General features: G+C 69.9%; 22 protein-coding genes and 1 pseudogene. 11 read left to right on the top strand and 12 right to left on the bottom strand.

Annotated elements, in window-relative coordinates:
- Positions 1-168: 168 nt before the first annotated feature.
- A complete protein-coding gene (folE, locus tag ACK41C_RS03075) occupies positions 169-801 on the top strand; it encodes a GTP cyclohydrolase I FolE (RefSeq protein ID WP_409650373.1) in 633 nt (210 codons plus the stop codon).
- Positions 802-1,143: 342 nt separating this feature from the next.
- Here folE and ACK41C_RS03070 read toward each other — a convergent pair whose 3' ends face one another.
- Positions 1,144-2,052, bottom strand: a complete 909-nt coding sequence (locus tag ACK41C_RS03070; protein ID WP_409650371.1) for a DUF817 domain-containing protein — start codon at positions 2,050-2,052, stop codon at positions 1,144-1,146.
- A gap of 109 nt (positions 2,053-2,161) precedes the next feature.
- Between ACK41C_RS03070 and hisI the strand changes: the two genes are divergently transcribed.
- Together hisI and ACK41C_RS03060 are read left to right on the top strand one after the other, a co-directional pair.
- Positions 2,162-2,560 (top strand): phosphoribosyl-AMP cyclohydrolase, encoded by a 399-nt coding sequence (hisI, locus tag ACK41C_RS03065; RefSeq protein WP_409650369.1) that lies wholly within the window; start codon positions 2,162-2,164, stop codon positions 2,558-2,560.
- The gene (locus ACK41C_RS03060; protein WP_409650367.1) at positions 2,557-3,186 is read left to right on the top strand and encodes a LysE family translocator; all 630 of its coding nucleotides are present in this window, start codon (positions 2,557-2,559) and stop codon (positions 3,184-3,186) included. Before hisI ends, ACK41C_RS03060 begins: the two co-directional genes overlap by 4 nt.
- Positions 3,187-3,204: 18 nt before the next feature.
- Here the strand turns inward: ACK41C_RS03060 and ACK41C_RS03055 are convergent, their stop codons facing one another.
- The 3 genes from ACK41C_RS03055 to ACK41C_RS03045 form a co-directional block, all read right to left on the bottom strand.
- Positions 3,205-3,693, bottom strand: coding sequence for a DUF2267 domain-containing protein (locus ACK41C_RS03055; protein ID WP_409650365.1), 489 nt, complete (start codon positions 3,691-3,693; stop codon positions 3,205-3,207).
- A gap of 65 nt (positions 3,694-3,758) precedes the next feature.
- On the bottom strand, positions 3,759-4,499 hold the full coding sequence (locus ACK41C_RS03050) for an SDR family oxidoreductase (RefSeq protein WP_409650363.1): 741 nt from the start codon (positions 4,497-4,499) through the stop codon (positions 3,759-3,761).
- A gap of 24 nt (positions 4,500-4,523) precedes the next feature.
- Positions 4,524-5,021 (bottom strand): SRPBCC family protein, encoded by a 498-nt coding sequence (locus ACK41C_RS03045; protein WP_409650361.1) that lies wholly within the window; start codon positions 5,019-5,021, stop codon positions 4,524-4,526.
- A 144-nt stretch (positions 5,022-5,165) separates the two neighbouring features.
- Between ACK41C_RS03045 and thiD the strand changes: the two genes are divergently transcribed.
- Together thiD and ACK41C_RS03035 are read left to right on the top strand one after the other, a co-directional pair.
- On the top strand, positions 5,166-5,972 hold the full coding sequence (gene thiD / locus ACK41C_RS03040) for a bifunctional hydroxymethylpyrimidine kinase/phosphomethylpyrimidine kinase (RefSeq protein ID WP_409650359.1): 807 nt from the start codon (positions 5,166-5,168) through the stop codon (positions 5,970-5,972).
- A complete protein-coding gene (locus ACK41C_RS03035; RefSeq protein WP_409650357.1) occupies positions 5,969-6,535 on the top strand; it encodes a nucleotidyltransferase family protein in 567 nt (188 codons plus the stop codon). The genes thiD and ACK41C_RS03035 overlap by 4 nt, the downstream gene beginning before the upstream one ends.
- A gap of 60 nt (positions 6,536-6,595) precedes the next feature.
- On the opposite strand, the gene ACK41C_RS03030 is transcribed toward ACK41C_RS03035, so the two are convergent.
- The 6 genes from ACK41C_RS03030 to pgl form a co-directional block, all read right to left on the bottom strand.
- Positions 6,596-7,039: a GNAT family N-acetyltransferase gene (locus tag ACK41C_RS03030; RefSeq protein ID WP_409650355.1), complete on the bottom strand. Its 444-nt coding sequence runs from the start codon at positions 7,037-7,039 to the stop codon at positions 6,596-6,598.
- Positions 7,040-7,135: 96 nt separating this feature from the next.
- A complete protein-coding gene (locus ACK41C_RS03025; RefSeq protein WP_409650354.1) occupies positions 7,136-7,744 on the bottom strand; it encodes a hypothetical protein in 609 nt (202 codons plus the stop codon).
- Positions 7,745-7,840: 96 nt separating this feature from the next.
- Complete coding sequence (gene eda, locus ACK41C_RS03020; RefSeq protein ID WP_409650352.1) at positions 7,841-8,479, bottom strand: bifunctional 4-hydroxy-2-oxoglutarate aldolase/2-dehydro-3-deoxy-phosphogluconate aldolase; 639 nt, start codon at positions 8,477-8,479, stop codon at positions 7,841-7,843.
- Positions 8,476-9,453, bottom strand: coding sequence for a glucokinase (gene glk / locus ACK41C_RS03015; protein ID WP_409650350.1), 978 nt, complete (start codon positions 9,451-9,453; stop codon positions 8,476-8,478). The genes eda and glk overlap by 4 nt, the downstream gene beginning before the upstream one ends.
- Positions 9,450-11,264, bottom strand: coding sequence for a phosphogluconate dehydratase (gene edd, locus ACK41C_RS03010; RefSeq protein WP_409650348.1), 1,815 nt, complete (start codon positions 11,262-11,264; stop codon positions 9,450-9,452). The genes glk and edd overlap by 4 nt, the downstream gene beginning before the upstream one ends.
- A gap of 17 nt (positions 11,265-11,281) precedes the next feature.
- Positions 11,282-11,965 (bottom strand): 6-phosphogluconolactonase, encoded by a 684-nt coding sequence (gene pgl, locus ACK41C_RS03005; RefSeq protein WP_409650346.1) that lies wholly within the window; start codon positions 11,963-11,965, stop codon positions 11,282-11,284.
- Between the two features lie 210 nt (positions 11,966-12,175).
- Here pgl and ACK41C_RS03000 point away from each other — a divergent pair, with 210 nt between their 5' ends.
- Complete coding sequence (locus ACK41C_RS03000; RefSeq protein WP_409650344.1) at positions 12,176-13,237, top strand: glycosyltransferase family 4 protein; 1,062 nt, start codon at positions 12,176-12,178, stop codon at positions 13,235-13,237.
- Positions 13,238-13,244: 7 nt separating this feature from the next.
- Positions 13,245-15,395, top strand: a complete 2,151-nt coding sequence (locus ACK41C_RS02995; RefSeq protein WP_409650342.1) for a glycogen debranching N-terminal domain-containing protein — start codon at positions 13,245-13,247, stop codon at positions 15,393-15,395.
- 66 nt (positions 15,396-15,461) lie between these two features.
- Here ACK41C_RS02995 and pyk read toward each other — a convergent pair whose 3' ends face one another.
- On the bottom strand, positions 15,462-16,880 hold the full coding sequence (gene pyk / locus ACK41C_RS02990; protein ID WP_409650340.1) for a pyruvate kinase: 1,419 nt from the start codon (positions 16,878-16,880) through the stop codon (positions 15,462-15,464).
- A 151-nt stretch (positions 16,881-17,031) separates the two neighbouring features.
- On the opposite strand from pyk, the gene ACK41C_RS02985 reads away from it, so the two are divergent.
- Positions 17,032-18,831, top strand: coding sequence for a glycoside hydrolase family 15 protein (locus tag ACK41C_RS02985; RefSeq protein WP_409650338.1), 1,800 nt, complete (start codon positions 17,032-17,034; stop codon positions 18,829-18,831).
- A 53-nt stretch (positions 18,832-18,884) separates the two neighbouring features.
- A complete protein-coding gene (locus ACK41C_RS02980) occupies positions 18,885-19,124 on the top strand; it encodes a DUF5961 family protein (RefSeq protein ID WP_409650335.1) in 240 nt (79 codons plus the stop codon).
- A 136-nt stretch (positions 19,125-19,260) separates the two neighbouring features.
- Here the strand turns inward: ACK41C_RS02980 and zwf are convergent, their stop codons facing one another.
- Entirely contained in the window at positions 19,261-20,730 is a 1,470-nt protein-coding gene (zwf, locus tag ACK41C_RS02975) for a glucose-6-phosphate dehydrogenase (RefSeq protein ID WP_409650332.1), read from the bottom strand.
- 151 nt (positions 20,731-20,881) lie between these two features.
- Between zwf and otsB the strand changes: the two genes are divergently transcribed.
- Positions 20,882-21,637, top strand: coding sequence for a trehalose-phosphatase (gene otsB / locus ACK41C_RS02970; protein ID WP_409650329.1), 756 nt, complete (start codon positions 20,882-20,884; stop codon positions 21,635-21,637).
- Positions 21,634-23,019: pseudogene (gene otsA / locus ACK41C_RS02965) on the top strand (alpha,alpha-trehalose-phosphate synthase (UDP-forming)); the annotation flags it as partial. The gene otsB and the pseudogene otsA, both read left to right, overlap by 4 nt.

Here is a 23,019-nt window from a genome sequence, read left to right as displayed (position 1 = left end):
CGCTGGGTAAGAGTTGCCCGGCAAGGGCTTGGCCCCATATACAGTCGGCCAGGGCGGGAAGCCACGGGGTAGCCTCCGCGCAGCTTCGCCGGCCATAGAAGGGTGGCACGCGTCATTTCCGGGACCTTCGTCCCGGCGCAACTCAGCCCGGGAAGACCGATCTCACACATGGATGCTCCGTCTCGCGACCGAACCCTGATCGGGTCCGCCGATCTTGATCTTGAAGCCGTGAAGCGCCCGACGCGCGAAGAAGCGATGGAGGCGGTGCGCACCCTCATCGCCTGGGCCGGCGACGATCCCCGCCGCGAAGGCGTGATCGACACGCCCAAGCGAGTGGTCGACGCCTACGCCGAATGGTTCGAGGGCTACAAGCTTGATCCGGCCAAGGAGCTGAGCCGCACCTTCGAGGACGTGCAGGGCTACGACGACATCGTCATGCTGCGCGACATCGAGGTGGAGAGCCACTGCGAGCACCACATGGCGCCGTTCCTGGGTAAGGCCTATGTCGCCTACATGCCGACGAACCGCGTGGTCGGCATCTCAAAGCTGGCCAAGGTGGTCGAGATCTTCGCCCGCCGTCTCCAGACCCAGGAGACCATGACCCAGCAGATCTGCGACGCCATCACCGACAGCCTGCGCCCCGCCGGCGTCGCCGTGCTGATCGACGCGGCCCACCAGTGCATGACCACCCGCGGCGTGCACCACCGGCACGTCTCGACCATCACCACCCAGTTCACCGGCGTCTTCAAGACCGACCCGACGCTCCGGCAGCGGTTCCTTGACTTCGTGAACCGCCGCTAGGCGGGGCGCTCAGGCCGATGCTCCTTCTCGGGGGCAGGGGATCGCGTATGTAATCCTCCTCTCCCGCTCGCGGGAGAGGACAGGCCGAAGGCCCGGTGAGGGTGAGCGGCTTAAGGCCGCGAGGGCGGCGGAGCCGCTGGCGCCGAAGGCGCCAACACCTTCAAAGGCTGCAGGCTATTGCGCCGCTTCGCGCCGCCCGCCTGACGGCGGCCTCGGCTGCGCCTCGCCCTCACCCGTCCTTCGGACACCCTCTCCCACCGAGCGGGAGAGGGAGGAAAGGCGCGGCTCGCGCCATATGCGTTGCCCCTGCCTCCGGCGAGCTCCCGGCCGCCGCCCCGCCGCTCATTCCCGCGCAGGCGGGAACCCAAGCTGAGGCTGCCTGGCCCCGGGCGATGAGGCCGGCGCCTCCGCCCGCTCCGGCCTATGCACCAGGGTGACAAGCACGAAGCTCAGCATCATCAGGAGGTACCAGGACCCGAGCTTGGCCAGCGGCACTAGCCGCCATCCGTCCCGCTGGTCGGGGTAGATCCAGGTCGAGGTGAAGGTGCCGACGTTCTCGGCGATCCAGATGAAGAAGGCCACCAGCAGCGCGCCCAGCAGCATGGGCATGCGCCGCATGGCCTTGTCGGGCGTGAACTGGAACCAGGTGCGGCCGAACAGCACGACGGAGAGGGCGAAGAGGCCCCAGCGGATGTCGGGTAGATAATGGTGGGTGAAGAAGTTGACATAGGCCAGCACCGCCAGCAGCCACGGCCCCCACAGCGGCGGATAGCGCTCGAACCGGATCTCGAACAGGCGGATGATCCGGGCCATGTAGGAGCCGATGCAGGCGTACATGAAGCCGGAGAACAGCGGCACGCCCCCAATGCGCAGCAGGCTCTCCTCCGGATAGATCCATGAGCCCTGGGCGGTCTTGAACACCTCCATGGCCGTGCCGACCACGTGGAAGACCAGGATGACCACCGCCTCGTCCCAGCGTTCCAGCTTGGTGGCCAGCAGCAGGCCCTGGATCGCCACGGCGGCGACCACAAGGAAATCGTAGCGGGCGAAAGGCGCGTCTTCCGGCCAGAAGAACCGGGTCGCGATCAGCAGGGCCAGCATCGCCCCGCCGAACAGGCAGGCCCAGGCCTGCTTCAGCCCGAACAGCAGGAATTCGTAGGCGTAGCCGTGCCAGCGGCTGCGCTCCGCCCACGGGCGCGCGGCGGCGTCGAACTCGGAGACCTTGGCCTTGACCCAGTCCTTGAGACTCATGGCTGGAGGCTAGCCTGCCTTGAGAAGATTTCGCAGCCGTAGGCTGGCCTGCGTCTCCACGACGAGTTCCAGCCTCCACCTCGCGCGCGACCGAGGCTATAGCAAGGCGATGAGCCAGCCCCTGTTCCCCACCGCCCCCGACGCCGAGGCCCTGGAGCGCGGCGCGGTCCTCAGCCCGCGCTTCGACGCCAACGGATTGATCGCCGCGGTGGCGACCCATGCGGAGACGGGCGAGGTGCTGATGTTCGCCTGGATGAACGCCGCGGCGCTGAAGCGCACCCTGGAGCTCGGCGAGGCGGTCTATTTCAGCCGCTCCCGCGGCGAGCTCTGGCATAAGGGAGAGACCAGCGGCCAGATCCAGAAGGTGGTGGAGATCCGCATCGACTGCGACCAGGACTGCGTCTGGCTGAAGGTGCGGCCGCAGGGCGACGGCGGGGCCTGCCATGTCGGCTTCCGATCCTGCTTCTATCGGGTGATCGAGAACGGCGAACTGGTGGAGCGCCCGTGAGCGTGACGGCCGCCCTCGTCGCCTACTGCGCCGCCGCAGCCCTGCTGACCATCACGCCGGGGCTGGACACGGCGCTGGTCCTGCGCACCGGAGCGGCGGAGGGCGTGCGGCGGGCCGGTTTCGCGGCGGCGGGGATCGTGCTCGGCTGCCTGGTCTGGGGGGCGGCCGTGGCGCTCGGCCTGGGCGCCCTGCTCGCTGCGTCGCAAACCGCGTTCACGGTCCTGAAGTGGGTCGGCGCGGCCTATCTCGCCTGGCTGGGCGTGAACCTGATCCTGAAGCCTCGGCGGAGCTTCACGCTGGAGGGCGCCGTTACGAACGCGGGCGGCGGCGACCTCGCCTGGCTGCGGCGCGGCCTCCTCACCAACCTCCTGAACCCAAAGGTGGGCGTGTTCTACGTCTCGTTCCTGCCGCAGTTCCTGCCCGAAGGCGTGGCGGCGGGGCCGTTCATGTTCCTGCTCGCGGCCCTGCATGCGGGCATGGGCGGCCTGTGGCTCGGCCTGCTGACGATCGCGACCCGACCCCTGGCCCGCATCCTGCGCCGCCCGGCGGCCATCGCCTGGCTCGACCGGGCGACCGGCGGTATCTTCCTGACCTTCGCCGCTCGCCTGGCGCTCGCCCGCGGCTGAGTCCTCAGATCTGGACGATCAGATCTGGGGGGCGGGCGCTTCGTCGCCGCGGCCGGGCCCGCGGGCGGTCTCGACGTCTTCCAGGCTTTCCCAGGACGATCTCAGGCTCTGGGGCAGGGCGCCTCGCACCTTCTCGATCTGGCCCTGGGGCACATGCCGCGAAAGCACGCGGAAGACGGCGTGAACGGCCAGCTTGGGGTCCACCGGCCGGGTGTCGGAAAGCCATTCGGCCACTTCTTCGACGAACTCGTCCAGCGTGCGGCAGTCGGTCGGCTGCTTGGCCGGCTGGAACTGATCGTAATAGACGCCGCGGATCAGCAGCGGCAGCTGCGAACCGAGATGGGCGGCGAGCTCCACCTGCAGGCGGTCGCGCAGCTTATGGAGGACGACGGTCAGCACCTTCCAGGCGGTCTGCCGGTCGGGGCCGATCTCCTCCATGATTTCCTTGAGCCAGGTATTGGTGGTCTGCAGCGTTCTGTCGAACACCTCGAGTCCGTTGGCGCTCATGACGAACCTCCTTTGTCCGGACATCTCGCCAACCGGGCCGCGCCGAACGGTGTTCCGGAAAATCGTCAGCCGCGGCCGATGAACGGCATCTTGGTCGCCATGACCGTCATGAACTGGACGTTGGCCGAGGGCGGCAGGCCGGCCATGAACAGCACGGCGTCGGCGACGGCCTGCACGTCCATCAACGGCTCGGGCGCGAAGGAGCCGTCGGCCTGGGGCACGCCGCGCGCCATGGCCGCCGTCATCTCGGTGGCGGCGTTGCCGATGTCGATCTGGCCGCAGGCGATGTCGTAGGCGCGGCCTTCCAGGGTGATCGATTTGGTCAGGCCGGTGATCGCATGCTTGGTCGCCGTATAGGGGGCGGAGAACGGCCGCGGCGCATGGGCGGAGATAGAGCCGTTGTTGACGATCCGGCCGCCGCGCGGGTCCTGGTCCTTCATCATGCGGAAGGCGGCCTGGGCGCAGAGGAAGGCGCCGGTCAGGTTGACGTCCACCACCCGCCGCCAGGCGTCGAGCGTCAGGTCCTCGAACCGGCCGCCGGCCGAGGCGCCGGCGTTGTTGAACAACAGGTCCAGCCGCCCGAAACGGGACCTGGCCGCGTGGAACAGGCGCTCCACCTCCGCCGGTTGGGAGACGTCGGCGGGATGGACGAGCGCGCGCTCCAGCCAGCCGTCCGCGGTCTCCTCCAGGGGGTCGCGGCGGCGGCCGGTCAGCACCAGGCTCCAGCCGGCTTCCAGCAGGGCCTTGGCGGCGGCGCGGCCGATGCCGCTGCCGGCGCCGGTGACGAGGGCGATCTTCTCGGACATGCGGCGAAGCTTAGCAGCCTCGCCTCAGGCTGAAAGCGCCGCCTCGTAGCGCGCCAGCACCCGGTCCTCATGGGCGCGGGTCCAGACGGTGCGCACGCCCTCCGCCGCGCCGGGCAGGCCGCCCAGGAAGACGTGCCAGCCGGCGAGAATGTTCATGCCCCGCCCCGACAGGGAGGTCTGGGTGAGGGTCAGGCGGGAGCCTCGGCCCTCCGGCTCCAGCTCGAACCGCACCACGGAGTTGGCGTGGCTCGGATCGGGCCAGCTGTAGGCGAAGAGGCGCATCGGCTCATAGGCCAATACGACGCCTTCCAGGACATAGCCGTCCTGCGGGAATTTCAGCCGGAAGACGCCGCCCGGCCGGGGATCGAGCTCGACCTCGGTGAACCAGTCGGCGATCCGCTCCGGCTTGGCGATCGCCGCCCAGACCTTTTCCACCGGCCGGGCTATGCGGCGCGTGAGGGTGATGTCGTAGACCGCGCCGCGGCGGGTCACGGTTCCGAGGCTATCGTCGATTGGGGGCATGGCGGACAGCTTCAGTCGGCGGTCGAACAGTAGAACGACCTCACGAAAACGCCGGAAGTTTGACGCGGAGAGCGTTCTGCGCTGCCTGTGGGTGCGGGAGCGAAAAGCGGTGCATCGGGCGAACAGTCGCGCTAAGCGCGGCGCATGAACGAGACCAGAGGCCGCGTGCTGATCATCGCCGGCTCCGACTCCGGCGGCGGGGCGGGCATTCAGGCGGACATCAAGACGGTGACGGCGCTCGGAGGCTATGCCGCCACGGCGATCACCGCCGTCACCGTGCAGAACACCCTGGGCGTCACGGGCGTGCACCCCATCCCGTTGGAGGTGGTGGAGGCCCAGGCCCGGGCGGTGCTGGACGACATCGGCGCCGACGCGATCAAGACCGGCATGCTCGGCTCGGCCGAGACGGTGGAGGCGGTCGCGCGCATCCTCGACTCCGTCCAGACGACGCCGGCGGTGATCGATCCCGTCATGGTCGCCAAGGGCGGGGCCGCCCTGCTGGAGGATCGGGCCGTCGGGGCGGTGCGATCGCTGATGATTCCCCGCGCGGCCCTGCTGACGCCCAATGCGCCGGAGGCCGAGGCCTTGACCGGGATGTCGGCCTCCACGACCGACGACCTGCGCCGCGCGGGCGAGGCCTTGCTGAAGCTGGGCGCAGCCGCCGTGCTGATGAAGGGCGGCCATGTGCCCGGCGAAACCGTCGTCGACGTGCTGATGACGCCGCAGGGCGAGACCACCTTCGCGGGCGAGCGGCTCGACACCCGCCACACCCACGGCACCGGCTGCACCCTGGCCTCGGCCTGCGCCACGGGGATCGCCCAGGGGCTGAAGCTGACCGACGCCGTCGCCGCCGCGTGGGCCTATGTGCACGAGGCTATGCGGCGGGCGCCTGGCTTTGGGGCGGGGCATGGCCCGCTGGACCACGGCTGGCCGCTGCGGGAGGGGCGATGAGCGAAGACCTGACGGCGCGGCTGGAGGCGATACTGCGGGCCGCGCCCAGCCTGATGCAGGTGATGGAGACCGCCCGGGCGCTCGACCTGCCCGACTGGCTGATCTTCTCCGGGGCGATCTATCAGCGGGCGCTGAATCACCTGACCGGCCGAGATCCCGACTATGGAATCAAGGACTACGACCTCGGCTATTTCGATCCGGACACCAGCTACGAGGCCGAGGACGTGGTGATCAAGCGGGTGGCCGCCGCCTTCGAGCCGCCGCTGCGGGAGATGGTGGAGGTGCGCAACCAGGCGCGCGTGCACCTGTGGTTCGAAGGCAAGTTCGGAGAACCTTATGCGCCTCTCAGGTCCAGCGCCGAAGCGCTGGAGCGGTTCACCAGCGCCACCTTCGCGGTCGGCGCCCGGCTGGAGGCCGACGGGCGGATGATCATCGTGGCGCCGTTCGGCCTGGAGGATCTGTTCGCCCTGCGCCTGCGGCCCAATCCGATGCGAAAGACCAACGGCTTTGCGCGCACGGCCGAGGCGGCCCGTCGCCGCTGGCCGGAGCTGACCATCCTATAATACGAAAGCTTGAGCGCGTTCTGATCGCAAAGCCGGGTTCCACTTTTGCGGAACGGGCTCCTAGAGGTAGCCTGGACCGCGGATTTCCATCCACCGGTCGGCCGCGGTGAGGGGCGTGAAGCCGAACTGGGCGTAGAGCCCGTGGGCGTCGCGGGTCGCCAGGTGCATGCGGCGGAAGCCCTGCAGGTCGGGATGGTCCTTCAGATAAGCCATCAGCGCCTTGCCGAGCCCCGCACCGCGATAGGCCTCGTCGACGAAGACGTCGCAGATCCAGCCGAAGGTGGCCCGGTCGGTGACCACGCGGGCCATGGCCGCCATCTCGCCCTCGGGCGCATAGGCGCCGACGGTCAGGCTGTTCTCGACCGCCTTGCGGAAGGTCGCCAACGGAATGCCTGGCGCCCAGTAGCTCTGGCCGGAGATCCAGCCATGGGCGCGGGTGAGGTCGAAGCGGGCGGGATCGTCGCTGATCGTATAGCCGCCGGCGTGCGTCTTTTCGTGAGCCATCGCCCCCTCCGTCCGAAAGCGCGGCTTTAGACCAGGGCGCGGACACGAAAAAGGGGCGGCCCGAGGGCCGCCCCTTCGTCATGGCGATGAACGGCGCTACCAGCGCTGGCCGTAGCCATAGCCGTAGCGTTCGCCATCGCGGGCTTCCCAGCGGATCCTGGCGGCGAGGGCGTCGAAGCGCCGGTCGAGGTCGGCCCGTTCCCAACTGGACAGGCCGTTGGCGCGGTAGCGGGCCTCCAGATTGGCGATGGCCCGGTATTCGGCCCGCAGGCTGGCGGCCTCGCGCGGCGTGATCCGGCCGGTGCGCAAGCCCATCTCGATCCGCTGGTCCAGGCGCGCCTGACGCTGGTTGATGTTCATCCAGCCGCCGCGCGGGTCGCGCCAGTCGTCCCAGCGCTGGTCGTCGCGGCGGTCATAGCGGATCCGCATGGCCAGGGCGTCGTAGCGGCGGTCGAGATCGGTGCGTTCCCAGCTCGACAGGCCGCCGACCCGATAGCGGGCCTCCAGGGCCGCCAGGTCGTCCATGGCCGCGCGCAGATCGCGGGCTTCGGCGCGGGTAAGGTCGCCGGAACGCAGGCCGGCCTCGATACGGGCGCTGAGCTCGGCCTGACGGTCGTAGCCGGTGTTCCAAGCCTGGGCGGAGGCCGCGCCGGCGGTGAGCGCCAGGGCCGAAGCCGCCGCCAGGGAGAGCAGAATCTTCTTCATGTCGGTCCTCCTTGAGGACGCCGCGGGGGGGCGGCGTTGACGCAAAGAAGACCACGGCGCGCCTGAAACCAGCCTGAGCCGGCCGTTGTGCAACGTTCAGCTTGGCGCGAGCGTCAGGCCCGGCCTCGGCAGGGCCGCCGCGCGATGGGCGAGGGCTTTGACCCGGTCCCAGTCCCCGGCGCGGACCGCGTCCTTGGGCGCGACCCAGCTGCCGCCGACGCAGACCACATTGGGCTGGGCGAGGAAATCGCCGGCGTTGTCGGCGTCTATGCCGCCGGTGGGGCAGAACCGGGCTTGGGGGAAGGGACTGGCGAAGGCCTTCAGGAGGTCGACCCCGCCCACGGCGGTGGCCGGGAACAGCTTGAAATAGGTGTAGCCGGCGCGCAGGCCCCACATCAGTTCGGTGGCGGTCGCCACCCCCGGCAGCAGCGGGACCGGCCCGTCGAAGCCCTCCCCCTCGATCAGGCCGGGCGAGACGCCGAACCGGGCGCCGGCGTCGGCGGCGGCCTGGCGGGCGGCGGGCGTGGTGATGGTGCCGGCGCCGACCACCGCGCCCTCCACCTCGCCGGCGATGCGGCGGATGGAATCGATCGCAGCAGGCGTGCGCAGGGTGATCTCCAGCACTTTCAGGCCGCCGTCGACGAGGGCGCGCGCCAGGGGAACAGCGTCGGCGGCCTCCTCGATGACCAGCACCGGCACGACCGGCGAGAGGCGCAGGATCTCCTCGAGCGTCATCGGCGGGCTCCTTCCATCTGGGCGAGCGCGCGCGCCGCGCCGACCAGGGCCGCATAGGGATGCAGGATGAGGCAGGTGGGAATCTCCCGGCAATAGTCGGAGAGCCGGCCCTTGTCCTCGAACCGCCGCCGGAAGCCGCCGGAGGCCAGGCGGTCGGCCATGCGCGGGGCGATGCCGCCCGATACATAGACCCCGCCACGGGCGCCGCAGGTAAGCGCGATGTCCCCGGCCACGGAGCCCAGGATCTCACAGAAGCGGTCCAGGGTCTCTTCGGCCAGGGGATCACCGTCCTCCTCGCCGGCCTTCAGCACGGCCTTTTCGTCCGTGTGGATCGGCTGTGCGCCATGCACCTCCGCAAGTCCTCGGTAGAGGGCGTAGAGGCCGGGGCCGGACAGCACCCGCTCGATGGAGACCCGGCCATGGGTGCGGCGCAGGCTCGCCCAGATCGCCGCCTCGACGCCGTCATAGGGCGCAAACGCCGCGTGGCCGCCTTCGCTCGACACCGGCAGGTCGCCGCGCGGCGTGCGGACCAGCAGCGAGACCCCGAAGCCGGTGCCGGCGCCCAGCACCACGACCGGCGCGTCCTCCGCGCCCTTCAATTCAGGCCCGATCACCCTCAGGTCGTCGCCGGAGAGTACGGGAGCCGCCAGGGCCTGGGCCGCAAAATCGTTGATCAGCCGCGCCTCGTGCAGCTCGAAAGCTCCGATCAGCTCGGCTTCGGAAACCTGCCAGTCGAGGTTGGTGAACTCGATCTCGCCTTCGACCACAGGTCCCGCGACAGCCAGGACGGCGGCCGGCGGCCGGCGGCGGCCGGCCGTGGTCTCCAGGTACGCCTCCGCCACCTCGATCAGGGTGGGATAGTCGCCGGCGGGATAGGTCTTCGGATTGCGGATGCGGCCCTGGTCGTCCACCAGGGCGAAACGGGCGTTGGTGCCGCCCACGTCGCCGACCAGCCCCACATAGGTCGGCTTCACGCGGCGTCTCCGAACAGCACGCTGGCGCCGGTCTCGGCGGGGCTCGCGGCGCGCCGCATCCAGCCGAACAGCTCGCGCCCGTAGCCGAACCCGGCGGGCGGGCAGACGGCGGCCGGCCGGGCGGCCAGTTCGGCCGGGTCGACCTTGATCGTCAGCTCCCCGCGATGGGCGTCGAGCCGGATGACGTCCCCGTTCCGCACGAAGGCCAGAGGGCCGCCGTCGGCCGCCTCCGGGGTGACATGGATCGCCGCCGGCACCTTGCCCGAGGCGCCCGACATCCGCCCGTCGGTGACCAGGGCCACCTTGAGGCCCTTGTCCAGCAGCACGCCCAGAACGGGGGTCAGGCTGTGCAGCTCGGGCATGCCGTTGGCCTGGGGGCCCTGGAAGCGCACGACGGCCACGAAGTCGCGCTCCAGCTCGCCGCGCTTGTGGGCCGCCAGCAATTCGTCCTGGTCCTCGAAAACGAGGGCCGGGGCTTCGATGACCCAGTTCTCGGGCTTCACCGCGGAGGTCTTCAGCACGGCTCGTCCGAGCGGCCCTTTCAGCAGGCGCATGCCGCCCTCGGGCTGGAACGGGTTCGAGACCGGCCGCAGGATGTCGGGGTTGAGGCTCTGGGCCGTACCGTCGCGCCAGACCAGCCGGCCGTCGTCGAGGAACGGCTCCTGCTGGTAGCGGCGCAGGCCGTGGCCGGCGACGGTGACCACGTCCTCGTGGGCGAGGCCCGCATCCAGCAGCTCCTTGATGATGAAGGCCATGCCGCCGGCCGCGTGAAAGGCGTTCACGTCCTCCGTCCCGTTCGGATAGACCCGGGCGAGCAGGGGCGTGACCTTGGAAAGCTCGTCGAAGTCGGACCAGTCGATCAGCACGCCGGCGGCCCGGGCCATGGCGACCAGATGTAGGGTATGGTTGGTCGATCCGCCGGTGGCCAGGAGGCCGACCATGGCGTTGACGATGCTCTTCTCGTCGACCACCTGCGCCATGGGCGTATAGGCGTTGGTCCCCTGGGCGATCTCCACCGCCCGCCTGGGGGCCGCGGCCACCAGGGCGTCGCGCAGCGGCGTGTTCGGGGTGATGAAGGCCGAACCCGGCAGGTGCAGGCCGATCATCTCCATCATCATCTGGTTAGAGTTGGCCGTACCGTAGAAGGTGCAGGTGCCGGGCCCGTGGTAGGACTTCATCTCGCTTTCGAGCAGTTCGTCGCGGGTGGCCTTGCCCTCGGCGTAGAGGCCGCGCACCCGCGCCTTTTCCGAATTGGACAGGCCCGAGGTCATGGGGCCGCCGGGCACGAAGATCGTCGGCAGGTGACCGAAGGCGAGCGCGCCGATGAACAGGCCCGGCACGATCTTGTCGCAGATGCCCAGCATCAGGGCCGCGTCGAAGGCGTCGTGGGTGAGCGCCACCGCCGTCGCCATGGCGATGACGTCGCGGGAGAAGAGCGAGAGCTCCATGCCCGGTCGCCCTTGAGTGACGCCGTCGCACATGGCCGGCACGCCGCCGGCGTATTGGGCCGTGGCGCCGATCTCCTCGGCCGCCGCCTTGATGATGGCGGGGAACCGCTCCAGCGGCTGGTGGGCCGAGAGCATGTCGTTATAGGCCGAGACGATGCCGACGTTTGGGGCGGTCGGATCCCGCATCCGCTGCTTGCCGGAGTCCGGCAGCACCGCGAAGGCGTGAGCCCAGTTGGCGCAGGAGAGCTTGGCGCGCCCCGGGCCGGCATGGCGGGCTGCGGCCATGCGGTCCAGGTAGTCGGCGCGGCTGTCGCGGCTGCGGGCCTGGATGCGGGCGGTGACCTCGGCGGTGACGGGGTGCATGGCGGTCCCTCTCGGTCCTAGGGTGTCCAAAGGATGCGCACCCGGCCTTTAGCCTGTTCGAGCAGGGCGTGCACGGGCAGACCGGCTTCCTCGGCCACGACCTCCCGCTTCCGGGGGCCGGAGATCAGCAGCAGGATCGCGCGCGCCTGCAGAAGCGCGGGAAGCGTAAGCGTGATGCGCGCCAGGGGTGGGGAGCCGACGCCGGCCGGCACGCCGAGCAGCAGGGCCTCGCCGCCCAGGTCCATGCCTTGCGCCAGCACCGGGCTTCCGGGAATGAGCGAGGCCACGTGGCCATCCTCCCCCATGCCCAGCAGCATGGAATCGAAAGGCGTGAGTTTTCGCAAGGCGGGCTCGGCGCGTTCGGCGGCGGCCTGCGGATCCCCGGTCGGGCTGTATAGCGGAACGAAACGGGCCGCGGCCGCCGGGCCTTGAAGCAGGTGGGCGCGCACCAAGCGCTCATTGGAGTCCGGCGCGTCGGGCGGGACGAGCCGTTCGTCGGACAGCGTCACCGAAACCTTCGCCCAGTCGATCTTGGCCGCGGACAGCCGATCATAGACCGGGGCGGGCGAGCGGCCGCCGGTGGCGACCAGGGTCGCCGCGCCGCGTTCGTCGAGCCCGCGCGAGAGCTCCTCGAGCACAGCAGCCGCCGCGGCGTCGGCGAATTCGTCGGGGCTGGAAAAGGTCTCGATCATGTCCGCCATGGCCTAACGCAAAGGGACGCTGCGGGTCGCCACGCGCCGCCTGGATTCTGGTTTGCCGGCGCCCGGCGCCGCCCGTCAACGCAGCGTTCCAACCTTGCGAAATTTGCGCGCCGGACACGGAACTTCCGGGGCGTCCGGAAGCTTTGGCGCTTTGGGCTGCCTGCAGCCGAGCGTCGGGGTTTCAACAGGGATTCTGGCAGGAGCAACGCCATGAGGGTCGCGCAGGTTTCACCGCTCTACGAGGCCGTGCCGCCGCGCCTCTATGGGGGGACGGAACGCGTGGTGGCGCACCTGACCGACGCCCTGGTGGAATTGGGGCACGACGTCACCCTGTTCGCCAGCGCCGAGGCGCGGACCCGAGGCGAGCTCGTGGCGGTGCGGGACCAGGCGATCCGGCTGGATCCGGCCCTTCTGAAGTCGGACCTGGCCGCCCATTTGACCCAGCTTTCCGAGGTGCGGCGGCGCGCCTCGGAATTCGATCTGATCCACTTCCACACCGACATGCTGCACTTCCCGGTGTTCGCCGACATGGCCGAGAAGACCCTGACCACCCTGCACGGGCGGCTCGACCTGAAGGACCTGCCGGAGGTCTATCGCCGGTGGGTGCAGTTCCCGCTGGTCTCCATCTCGGACGATCAGAGGAAACCGCTGCCCTTCGCCAACTGGGCGGGCACGGTGCACCACGGCCTGGCGGCCGACCTCTATTCTCCCAGCGTCCAGCCGCAGGGTTATCTGGCGTTCCTGGGCCGGATCTCGCCGGAGAAACGGCCCGACCGGGCCATCGCCATCGCCCGGCGGCTGGGCATGCCCCTGAAGATCGCCGCCAAGGTGGACCAGGCCGACGTCGACTACTTCCAGCAGAAGATCGAGCCCCTGATTCTCGGTGAACCGCTGGTGGAATTCGTCGGCGAGATCGGCGATGCGGAAAAGTCGGCGTTCCTGGGCGGCGCGGCGGCGCTGCTGTTCCCCGTGGATTGGCCTGAGCCTTTCGGCCTGGTGATGATCGAAGCCATGGCCTGTGGAACGCCGGTGGTCGCCTATGCCTGCGGTTCGGTGCCGGAAGTCGTGGAACACGGCCTGACCGGCTTCATTGTCCGCGATGAAGACGAGGCCTGCGCCGCCGTAAAGGCCGCGGCGGGGTTGAACCGATCCCTCATCCGGCGCAGATTCGAAGAGCGCTTTTCGGCCACGGCCATGGCCGGGCGCTATCTCGAGCTCTACGCCGCCGTGCTTGGATGGCGGGCGGAGGCGGCGGCGATCGCCACGGCGTGAGGTAAGCATGGACGATCTGGCGCCGGCGCCGGAGGCTCCCGTCGATCTCGGGGAAACCGGCGAACCGCGTACGCCGTGGCGACTCTACGCCCTGAAGGACCGCGACACCTTCGTGGTGGCCGATTCCTTCGGGGACATCGTCGGCGCCGGCGACGGGCTGTTCCACAACGACACTCGAATCCTCTCGCGCTTCCGGGTGCGCCTGGGCGGCAAGGCGCCGTCGCTGCTCTCCGCGGCGATCTCGCAGGACAACGTCTTCTTCACCCACAACGGCACCAACCAGGCCTTGCCCTATCCGGGGGGGCGCGTGGGGCCGCCGGGCGTGCTGCACGTGGAGCGCAAGCGGTTCCTGTGGGAGGAGCGGCTCTACGAGCGCATCCGCTGCGTGAACTACAGCCGCGACCTCGTCCTGCTGCCGCTGCTCGTGGAGTATGCGGCCGACTTCTGCGACATGTTCGAGGTGCGCGGCATGCGGCGGCAGAGCCGCGGCCTGCGGCATCCGCCGGAGATGGACGGCCGCAGCGTGCGGTTCCGCTATGTGGGGCTGGACGGGGCCGAGCGGGCTTGCGTCGTGGCCTTCTCCGACCCGCCGGGGCGGCTGTCTTCCGACCGGGCGGAGTTCATGTACTCCCTGCAGCCGGAAGGCCAGCTGGAGCTGTTCATCGAGGTGGGCGGCCAGGGCGGGCACATCCCCACGCGGGAGCGGTTCCGGCACGCCGCCGCCTGCGCGCGGTGGGACATGCGCCGCCGCCGCCGGCACGGCGCCAGGCTGCGCTCCTCCGGGCGGCTGTTCAACGAGTGGCTGGAGAAATCCCGCTCGGACCTGGCCCTCCTGACCACCCAGATGGAGACCGGACCCTATCCCTATGCCGGGATTCCCTGGTTCTCCACCGCCTTCGGGCGCGACGCGATCGTCACCGCCTGGCAGATCCTTTGGTTCGAGCCGTCCCTGGCGCGGGGGGTTCTGACCTATCTGGCCGCGCACCAGGCCGAGGAGGTCTCCGCCTTCCGCGATTCCTCGCCCGGCAAGATCATGCACGAGACCCGCAAGGGCGAGATGGCGGTGATGGGCGAGGTGCCGTTCGGCCGCTATTACGGCGGCGTCGACACCACGCCGCTGTTCGTGGCGCTGGCCGGCGCCTATGTGGAACGGACCGGCGATCACGCCCTCATCGACGCCTTGTGGCCGGCCTTGCTGGCCGCCACCGGCTGGATCGAAAGGCACGTGGATTCCCATCCGGAGGGATTCGTCGCCTATCAGCGCGGCCAGGAGTCGGGTCTCGCCAACCAGGGCTGGAAGGATTCCGAGGACTCGGTCTTCCACGCCGACGGCCGGTTCCCGAAGGGGCCGATCGCGCTCGTGGAGGTGCAGGGCTACGCCTTCGCCGCCTTCCGGACCATGGCCCAGCTGGCCGAGCACCGGGGCGAACCGGACAACGCCGAGCGCTGGAAACGCCGCGCCGAGCGCCTGCGCGAAGCCGTCGAGGCGCGCTTCTGGATGGAAGACCGGGGCTTCTACGGCATCGCGCTCGACGGCGACGGGGCGCTCTGCCGGGTGCTCTCGACCAATCCCGGGCACCTGCTGTTCTCGGGCCTCCCGCGCCGCGACCGGGCGCGCAAGGTGGCCCAGCGCCTGCTGACCGGCCCGTTCAACTCCGGATGGGGCCTGCGGACCCTGGCGGAGGGCGAGGCGCGCTACAACCCGATGAGCTACCACAACGGCTCGGTCTGGCCGCACGACACCGCGATCTGCACCCTGGGACTCTCCCGCTACGGCGAGCGGGCGGGCGTGCTGCGGCTGACCTCGGGCCTTTTCGAGACCGCCAGCCGGTTCGACATGCGCCTGCCGGAGCTGTTCTGCGGCTTCCCGCGCCAGGCGGGCGAGCCGCCCGTGGCCTATCCGGTGGCCTGCCTGCCCCAGGCCTGGGCGGCCGGTTCGGTGTTCATGGCGCTGCAGGCCTGCATCGGAATCACCGTGGACGGCTCGCGGCCCCTGGTGGATATCGCCGACCCGCGGCTGCCGATCGGCATCGATCACCTGCGGGTCGCCGGCCTGCGGGTGAACGGCCGGCGGATCGACCTGGCCTTCGAGCAGCAAGGCGCTCGGGTGGAGGTTCACGCCTCCGGCGACTCCGAGGTGCCCGTGCGGGTGCGGTAGAGTGCGTTCCGCAGACGTGGAAGCCGGTTGGGCGATCGCAACGCGCTCAAGCCTTTGAATCGCGCCTCAGCGGCGGGGGGCGTGGGCCAGGCGCAGGATGTTGGCCGCGCCGGGCGAGCCCATCGGCAGGCCGGCCAGGATCAGCACCCGTTGACCGGGCGCCGCCAACTCGGCGGCGACGGCTTCCTCGACCGCGACGCGGGCGAGGTCTTCCGGATCGTGCAGGGGCGGGATGACCCGCGGCTCCACCCCCCAGGCGAGCGCCAGCTTGCGGGCCGCGGCGAGATTGGGAGTGAGGGCGAGCGTCGGCTGCAAGGGCCGTTCGCGGGCTAGGCGCAGGGCCGTCTGGCCGGTCGTGGTGAAAGCCGTGAGGCAGGCGGTGGAGGCGGCCTCGGCCGCGCGGCGGGCGGCGGCGACGAGGGCGTCGGCGTCGGCGTCCTCCACCGGATATTCCGCGCGCATCAGCTCCGGCCAGCGCGGATCGCGTTCCACGCGGGTCAGGATGCGGTCCATCATCGACACCGCTTCCAGCGGATAGGCGCCGGCCGCCGTCTCGGCCGACAGCATCACCGCATCGGCGCCTTCATAGACCGCGCCGGCCACGTCGGAGGCTTCCGCACGGGTGGGGGTCGGCGCGTGAATCATGGATTCCAGCATCTGGGTCGCCACGATCACCGGCAGTCCGCGGGTGCGGGCGGCCCGGATCAGCGCCTTCTGCACCACCGGCACGTCCTCCGGCGCCAGTTCCACGCCCAGATCGCCGCGCGCCACCATGATCGCCTCGCAAAGGTCGAGGATCTCGTCCAGCGCCTCCAGGGCGGCGGGCTTTTCGATCTTGGCCAGCACGCCCGCGCGGCCCTGCACGATCGCGCGCAGCTCGGCCATGTCGGAGGCGCGCTGGACGAAGGACAGCGCCACCCAGTCCACCCCTTCGGAAAGGGCGAAGGCCAAGTCGGCCCGGTCCTTGGCGGTCAGGGCCGGCACCGGAATGGCCAGTTGCGGGAGGTTGAGGCCCTTGTGATTGGAGAGCGCTTCGCCCGAGACCACCTCGGTTTCGGCGAAGTCAGGGCCGCAGCGGCGCACCCGCAGTCGCACGCGCCCGTCGTCGAGCAGGACGTCGGCGCCGGGCTTCAGCGCCTGAAACACCTCGGCCAGGGGCACCTGCACGCGCGAGGCGTCGCCCGGGGTCGGGTCGCGGTCGAGGCGGAAGTCCTGCCCGGGCTTCAGCCGCACCGCCCCGTCGGCGAACACGCCCAGCCGGATCTTCGGCCCCTGCAGGTCGGCCAGCACCGCCAGGGGCCGGCCCAGCGCTCGCTCGGCGGCCCGCACGTTGGCGATGGTCAGTGCGTGGTCCTCGTGCGTTCCGTGGCTGAAATTGACCCGGAACACGTCCGCGCCCGCCTCGGCCAGCGCTTTCACCTTGCCCGCCGCGCGGCTGGCGGGTCCCAAGGTGGCGACAATGCGGGCGCGGCGGGCGCGGATCATCGGTGTTTACTCCTGACTGCCGAACCCGAGCCTGGCGCATCGCCTTGGCGCGAGTCGGATCGAAGCTTACCTATCGGCGTTCTAGCGGCCAGTCATGACGCAACGCAGGCGGGCGGCCGCGCCGCCATCCGAGAAGAGGGGGCAAGACGGAATGACGCAGAGCCTGGACCTGTTCCCGATCGGCAACTGCTCGGCCAGCGCGCTGATCGACCGCGCCGGGCGGTTCGTCTGGGCCTGTTCGCCCCGGGTAGACGGAGATCCGATGTTCTGCGCCCTGCTCGGCGGCCGCGATCCCGACGAGGACCCGGACGTCCAGGGCGTGTGGGCCGTCGAGGTCGAGGACCAGGTCTCGATCCGCCAGAGCTATCTGCGCAACACCCCCATTCTCTCGACCGAGATCGCCGACGCCCGCGGCGCGACGGTGGAGGTGATCGATTTCGCCCCGCGTTACCGGCAGTTCGGCCGGGTCTACCGGCCCCTAGCGTTTATTCGGTTGATCCGGCCGGTGGAAGGCGCCCCGCGCGTCCGGATCCGCATGCGGCCGATGACCAATTGGGGGGAGCGGCCGGCGGAGCACACGTCCGGCTCCAACCACCTGCGCTATCTCTGCAGGGACATGAACCTGCGCCTGTCCACCGACGCGCCCGTCAGCCATATCGAGGACGAGCGGGTGTTTCGGCTGGAGCGGCCGATCGCCATGTTCCTCGGTCCCGACGAGGGGCTGGACGCCGACATCGCCGCCACCTGCGAGCGGATGCTGCGCGAGACCACCGACTACTGGCGCGCCTGGGTGCGGACGCTGTCGGTTCCGCTGGAATGGCAGGAGCCGGTGATCCGGTCGGCGATCACTTTGAAGCTCTGCGCCTACGAGGAGACCGGCGCGATCGTCGCGGCCCTGACCACCTCCATTCCCGAGCACGCCGAGAGCGGCCGCAACTGGGACTACCGGTACTGCTGGCTGCGGGACGCCTATTACGTGGTCCAGGCGCTGAACCGCCTGGGCGCCGCCGACCTCCTGGAAAACTACCTCGCCTACCTGCGCAACATCGTCGACCTGTCGAAGGGCGGCCACATACAGCCGCTCTACGGCGTGGGCATGGAAGCCGACCTGACGGAGAGCATCGCGCCGCACCTGCCCGGCTATCGCGGCATGGGGCCGGTGCGGATCGGCAACCAGGCGCACGAGCACTTCCAGCACGACGTTTACGGACAGATCGTCCTGTCGACCGTGCAGGCCTTTTTCGACGAGCGGCTGTTTCGGCCGGCTACGGCCCAGGACTTCTATGCCCTGGAGCCGGTCGCCGAACGGGCCTTCGAGCTGCACGACAAGCCCGACGCCAGCCTGTGGGAGTTCCGTGGGCGCGAGGCGACTCACACCTATTCGGCGGTGATGTGCTGGGCGGCCTGCGACCGGATGGGCAACGCCGCGGCCAAGCTTGGGCTCTCTGACCGCTCCGAATACTGGAACCGGCGGGCCGACGTCGTGCGCCGAACCGTCGAGGCGCGGGCCTGGAACGCCGAGCTCGGGCGCTATTCCGCCGTCTTCGACGGGGACACGCTCGACGCCTCCCTGCTGCAGATGGTCGACGTGCGCTTCGTTTCACCGGACGATCCGCGGATGGCCGCCACCATCGCGGCGGTGGAGAAGGGCCTTCGCCGTGGTCCTTACATGCTGCGCTACGCCCTGCCGGACGATTTCGGCGAGCCGAAGACGGCGTTCAACATCTGCACCTTCTGGTTGATCGAGGTGCTGCATCTCTCAGGCCGTTCGGACGAGGCGCGGGAGCTGTTCGTTGAGATGCTGGGCCGGCGCACGGCCGCCGGCCTGCTCTCGGAGGACATGGCCTTCGACGGGGCCGAGCTGTGGGGCAACTACCCGCAGACCTATTCCCTGGTGGGGCTGATCAACTGCGCCATGATGCTGTCGCGCCCTTGGGCCTCGGTGCGGTGAATCCTTTCGGCGGCGGGGACGTTGTTCCGCAGGCCCGATGCAGGAGACCGCCCATGAACCCCGCCGCCCAGCTCCGCCGCTTCTCCGCCCACGCCGCCGACGAGGTCCATGCGGAATGCCATGAGGTGCACGGCGTCAGCTTCGAGGACGCGGCCTTCGAATTCGTCGAGCGCTGGCGTCCGCCCGCCGACGAGGACGGCGAGATCCAGGTGATGCTGGAGGACTGCGAGACCGGCGAACGCCAATGCTTCCGGATCGACCTGACCGAGGGCGAGGCGGGGCCGTGTAGCTGAGCCGCCGCTTCCTATTCCTCCCTGCGAAGTGTTTAGGGCAATCGCATGTGGGCGAGCGTCTCTTCTCCCCTCTCCCGCGGTGCGGAGAGGGAGATTTCATGCGATCGCCCTGGCGAAACGGGAGAGGAATAGGAAATCAGTCGTACCAGGCGCGGCCGGAGCGCTCGATGAGGGCGAAGGCGCCGGCCGGACCCCAGGCGCCGGCGGCGTAGGGCTTGGGCGCCATTTGGGACTCCCGCCAGGCGGCGGCGACGCCGTCGATCCATTCCCAGGCCCGCTCCACCTCGTCGCGGCGGACGAACAGGGTGGAGTTGCCGCCGATGACGTCGAGGATCAGCCGCTCGTAAGCGATGCGGCGGCGGGCGTTCGGGCCCGAATAGGCCTTGGCCAGCGACAGCGACAGCGGCAGCGACTGCAGCCGCATGCCGGCCTCCGACAGCCCCGGCGCCTTGTTCATCAGGAGCAGTTCGATGTCCTCGTCCGGCTGCAGGTCGATGACCAGCCGGTTGGCGGCGAGGTCTTCCTTGGCCGAGCCGCCGAAGATGGAGTGCGGCACCGGCTTGAACTGGATGGCGATCTGGGTGCGCCGCTCGGGCAGGCGCTTGCCCGTGCGCAGGAAGAACGGCACGCCGGCCCAGCGCCAATTGTCGATGTCGGCGCGCAGGGCGACGAAGGTCTCGGTGTCTGAGGCCTGGCCGCGTTCCTCCGGATAGCCGGCGGCGGTCTTGCCCTCCACGACGCCGGCCACGTACTGACCCCGCACGCTGACGGCCTGGGCGTCGGCGCGGGTGACCGGGCGCAGCGAGCGCAGCACCTTGACCTTTTCGTTGCGCACGGAGTCCGGCTCCATGTCCGACGGCGGCTCCATGGCCACCAGGCAGAGCAGCTGGAGCATGTGGTTCTGCACCATGTCCCGCAGGGCGCCGTATTCGTCGTAATAGGGCCAGCGGTCGCCCACCCCCTCGGTTTCGGCGACGGTGATCTGGACGTGGTCGATGGTCAGGTTGTTCCAGAGCGGCTCGAACAGGGTGTTGGCGAAGCGCAGGGCGATGAGGTTCTGCACCGTCTCCTTCCCGAGATAGTGGTCGATCCGGAAGATCCGCTCCTCGTCGAACACCTCGCCAACCGCGCGATTGGTGGCGCGCGAGCTTTCCAGGTCATGGCCGATGGGCTTTTCCAGCACGATCCGCGACTGCGGCGAGGCAAGGCCGGTCTCGCCCAGGGCCTGGCAGACGGACGGATAAAGGCTGGGCGAAAGCGCCAGATAGAAGATGGGCGTGCGCGCGCCGTTCAGCGCGGCCTTCAGGGCCTCGGCGCCCTTCGGCGTCGTGGCGTCGGCGCCGACATAGTCGAGGCGGGCGGCGAACCGGTCCCAGACGGCCGCGTCCAGGCCTTCCGGCTCGGCCCGCGCCGCCACTGCGCTGCGCACCTGGTCGACGAAGGCCGCGCGATCCATCTCCGCCCGGGCCGTCGCGACGATCCGGAAGGGCTCGGCCAGAAAGCCGTCGGCGTCGAGGAAATAGAGCGAAGGGAACAGCATCCGCTGGGCGAGATCGCCCGTGCCTCCGAATAGAACGATCACGTCGGCGGGCGTCGGATCTGCCATCGCGGTCACCTTTTCGAGAGAGCGGGGTCGGAGCGGCCCATAGCGGTGTTCGGGCGTGTTACGTCAAGACCTACCCACCGGTTCCGGCCGTCGTCGGGATCGAACCGACCGCCCGGACGTTTGTAACGGGCTTAAGGGGCGAGGACTTTTCATGAACATCGCAGAGTTGCAGACGGGGCTGGATCATCCGCCGAGGCCGCTGGATCTCGACAGGACCGCTCTGTTCCTCGACCTGGATGGAACCTTGGCGCCGATCGTGGCGCGGCCGCAGGACGTGCGGCCCGATCCCCGTCGCACGGATCTTCTGGAGCGGTTGACCGACCGGCTGGAGGGCCGCCTGGCGGTGGTGAGCGGCCGGCCGCTGCATGAGATCGACCATATCCTGGAAGGGCGGGTGATCGCCGTCGCTGCGGTGCACGGCCTGGTGCGGCGCGACGCCCGCGGGCGCGTGCGGGAAGCGCCGCCCCATCCGCGCCTCGACGAAGCGCGCTCGGCGCTCCGCGCATTCGTCGCCGACGATCCGGGCCTGCTGGTGGAGGACAAGGGGCTGAGCCTGACCCTTCACTACCGGCTGGCGTCCCACCGCGGCCAGGCGGCGCGCGACCTGGTCGAGGGCCTGGCGCGCGAGACGGGGCTCGCCCACCAGCCGGGCGACATGGTGGCCGAGCTGCGCACGCCCGGCGCCAGCAAGGGCGACTCCATCCGCCAATTCATGGCGGAAGCGCCGTTCGCCGGCGCGGCTCCCGTCTTTCTTGGCGACGACCTGACCGACGAACACGGCTTCTTCGCCGTGCGCGCGCTCGGCGGCTACGGGATCCTGGTCGGCCCCCTCCGCCGGACCACGGCGAGCTATCGCATGGAGAATGTCGCCGCAGTGCTGGACTGGCTGGAGGAGGCGGCGCGATGAACCGCCTGATCGTCGTCTCCAACCGCGTGAGCCCGCCGACGGGCCTGGGCGACGAGAGCGTCGGCGGCCTGGCCATGGCGCTGGCCGCGGCGCTGCGGGAATATTCCGGCCTCTGGTTCGGTTGGAGCGGCAGGACCACGCCGGAATTCACCGGCCAGATCTCCATGCAGCGCGCCGAGGGCGTGACCGTCGCAACGGTCGACCTGGAGGAGGCGGACCTTCAGGAATACTACAACGGCTACGCCAACAAGACGCTCTGGCCGCTGTTCCACTACCGCCAGGACCTGACCGCGTATGACCGCTCGTTCGGCGAGGGCTACGAACGGGTCAATATGCGCTTCGCCCAGGTGCTGCGCCCGCTGATCGAGCCCGACGACGTGGTCTGGGTGCACGACTATCACCTGATCCCCCTGGCCCGGGAGCTTCGCCGGCTCGGGGTGAAGAACCGCATCGGCTTCTTCCTGCACATCCCTTGGCCGGCCCATCAGCTGGTCTCGACCCTGCCGCGCCACCGCGAGCTGGTCGGCGGGCTCTTCCACTACGATCTCGTGGGCTTCCAGACGGCCGAGCATCGCCAGGCCTTTGAGGAATACGTGCTGAACGAGATCGGCGGAGCCGTGGTCGGACCCGGCGCGGTGCGGGCTTTCGGCCGCACGCTCCAGGTGGGCGCCTTCCCCATCGGCATCGACGCCGAAGACTTCGCCCGGATGGCGGCCAGCGAGCGCGCCTGGCGCACCTACGACATCATGGCCGCGCACACCGCCTTCCGGCAGCTGATCGTCGGCGTGGACCGGCTGGACTATTCCAAGGGCCTGGAGGAGCGGTTCCTCGGTTTCGAGAAGTTCCTGGCCGACAATCCCGACCTGCGTCGCGATGTGCTGATGCTGCAGATCGCTCCGGTCAGCCGCGAAGGCGTGGAGGCCTATCAGGAGATCCGCGCCCGGCTGGACTCGCTCTCGGGCCGGATCAACGGCGAATATGCCGATATCGACTGGAACCCGGTGCGCTACGTCAATCGCAACTATCGCCGCGACGAGCTGGCCGGGGTCTATCGCGTCGCCCGGGTAGGGCTGGTGACGCCGCTGCGCGATGGGATGAACCTGGTGGCCAAGGAGTTCGTGGCGGCGCAGGACCCCGAAGACCCCGGGGTGCTGGTGCTGTCGCGCTTCGCCGGCGCGGCCCAGCAGCTGAAATCGGCCCTGCTGGTCAATCCCAACAGCCCCGACGAGATCGCCGACGCCCTGAAGGCGGCGCTTTCCATGGACCTTTCGGAGCGAATCTCCCGTTGGCGCGCTCTCTTCGACAACGTCCGGCGCGAGGACGTGACCGCCTGGCGCGACGCCTTCGTGCGCGCGCTGGAAGGCCGGAGCGCCGCGCCGGCC

Source organism: Phenylobacterium sp., assembly GCF_046290725.1.
GTDB lineage: Bacteria > Pseudomonadota > Alphaproteobacteria > Caulobacterales > Caulobacteraceae > Phenylobacterium.
This window is presented reverse-complemented; position numbering and strand designations above follow the sequence as displayed.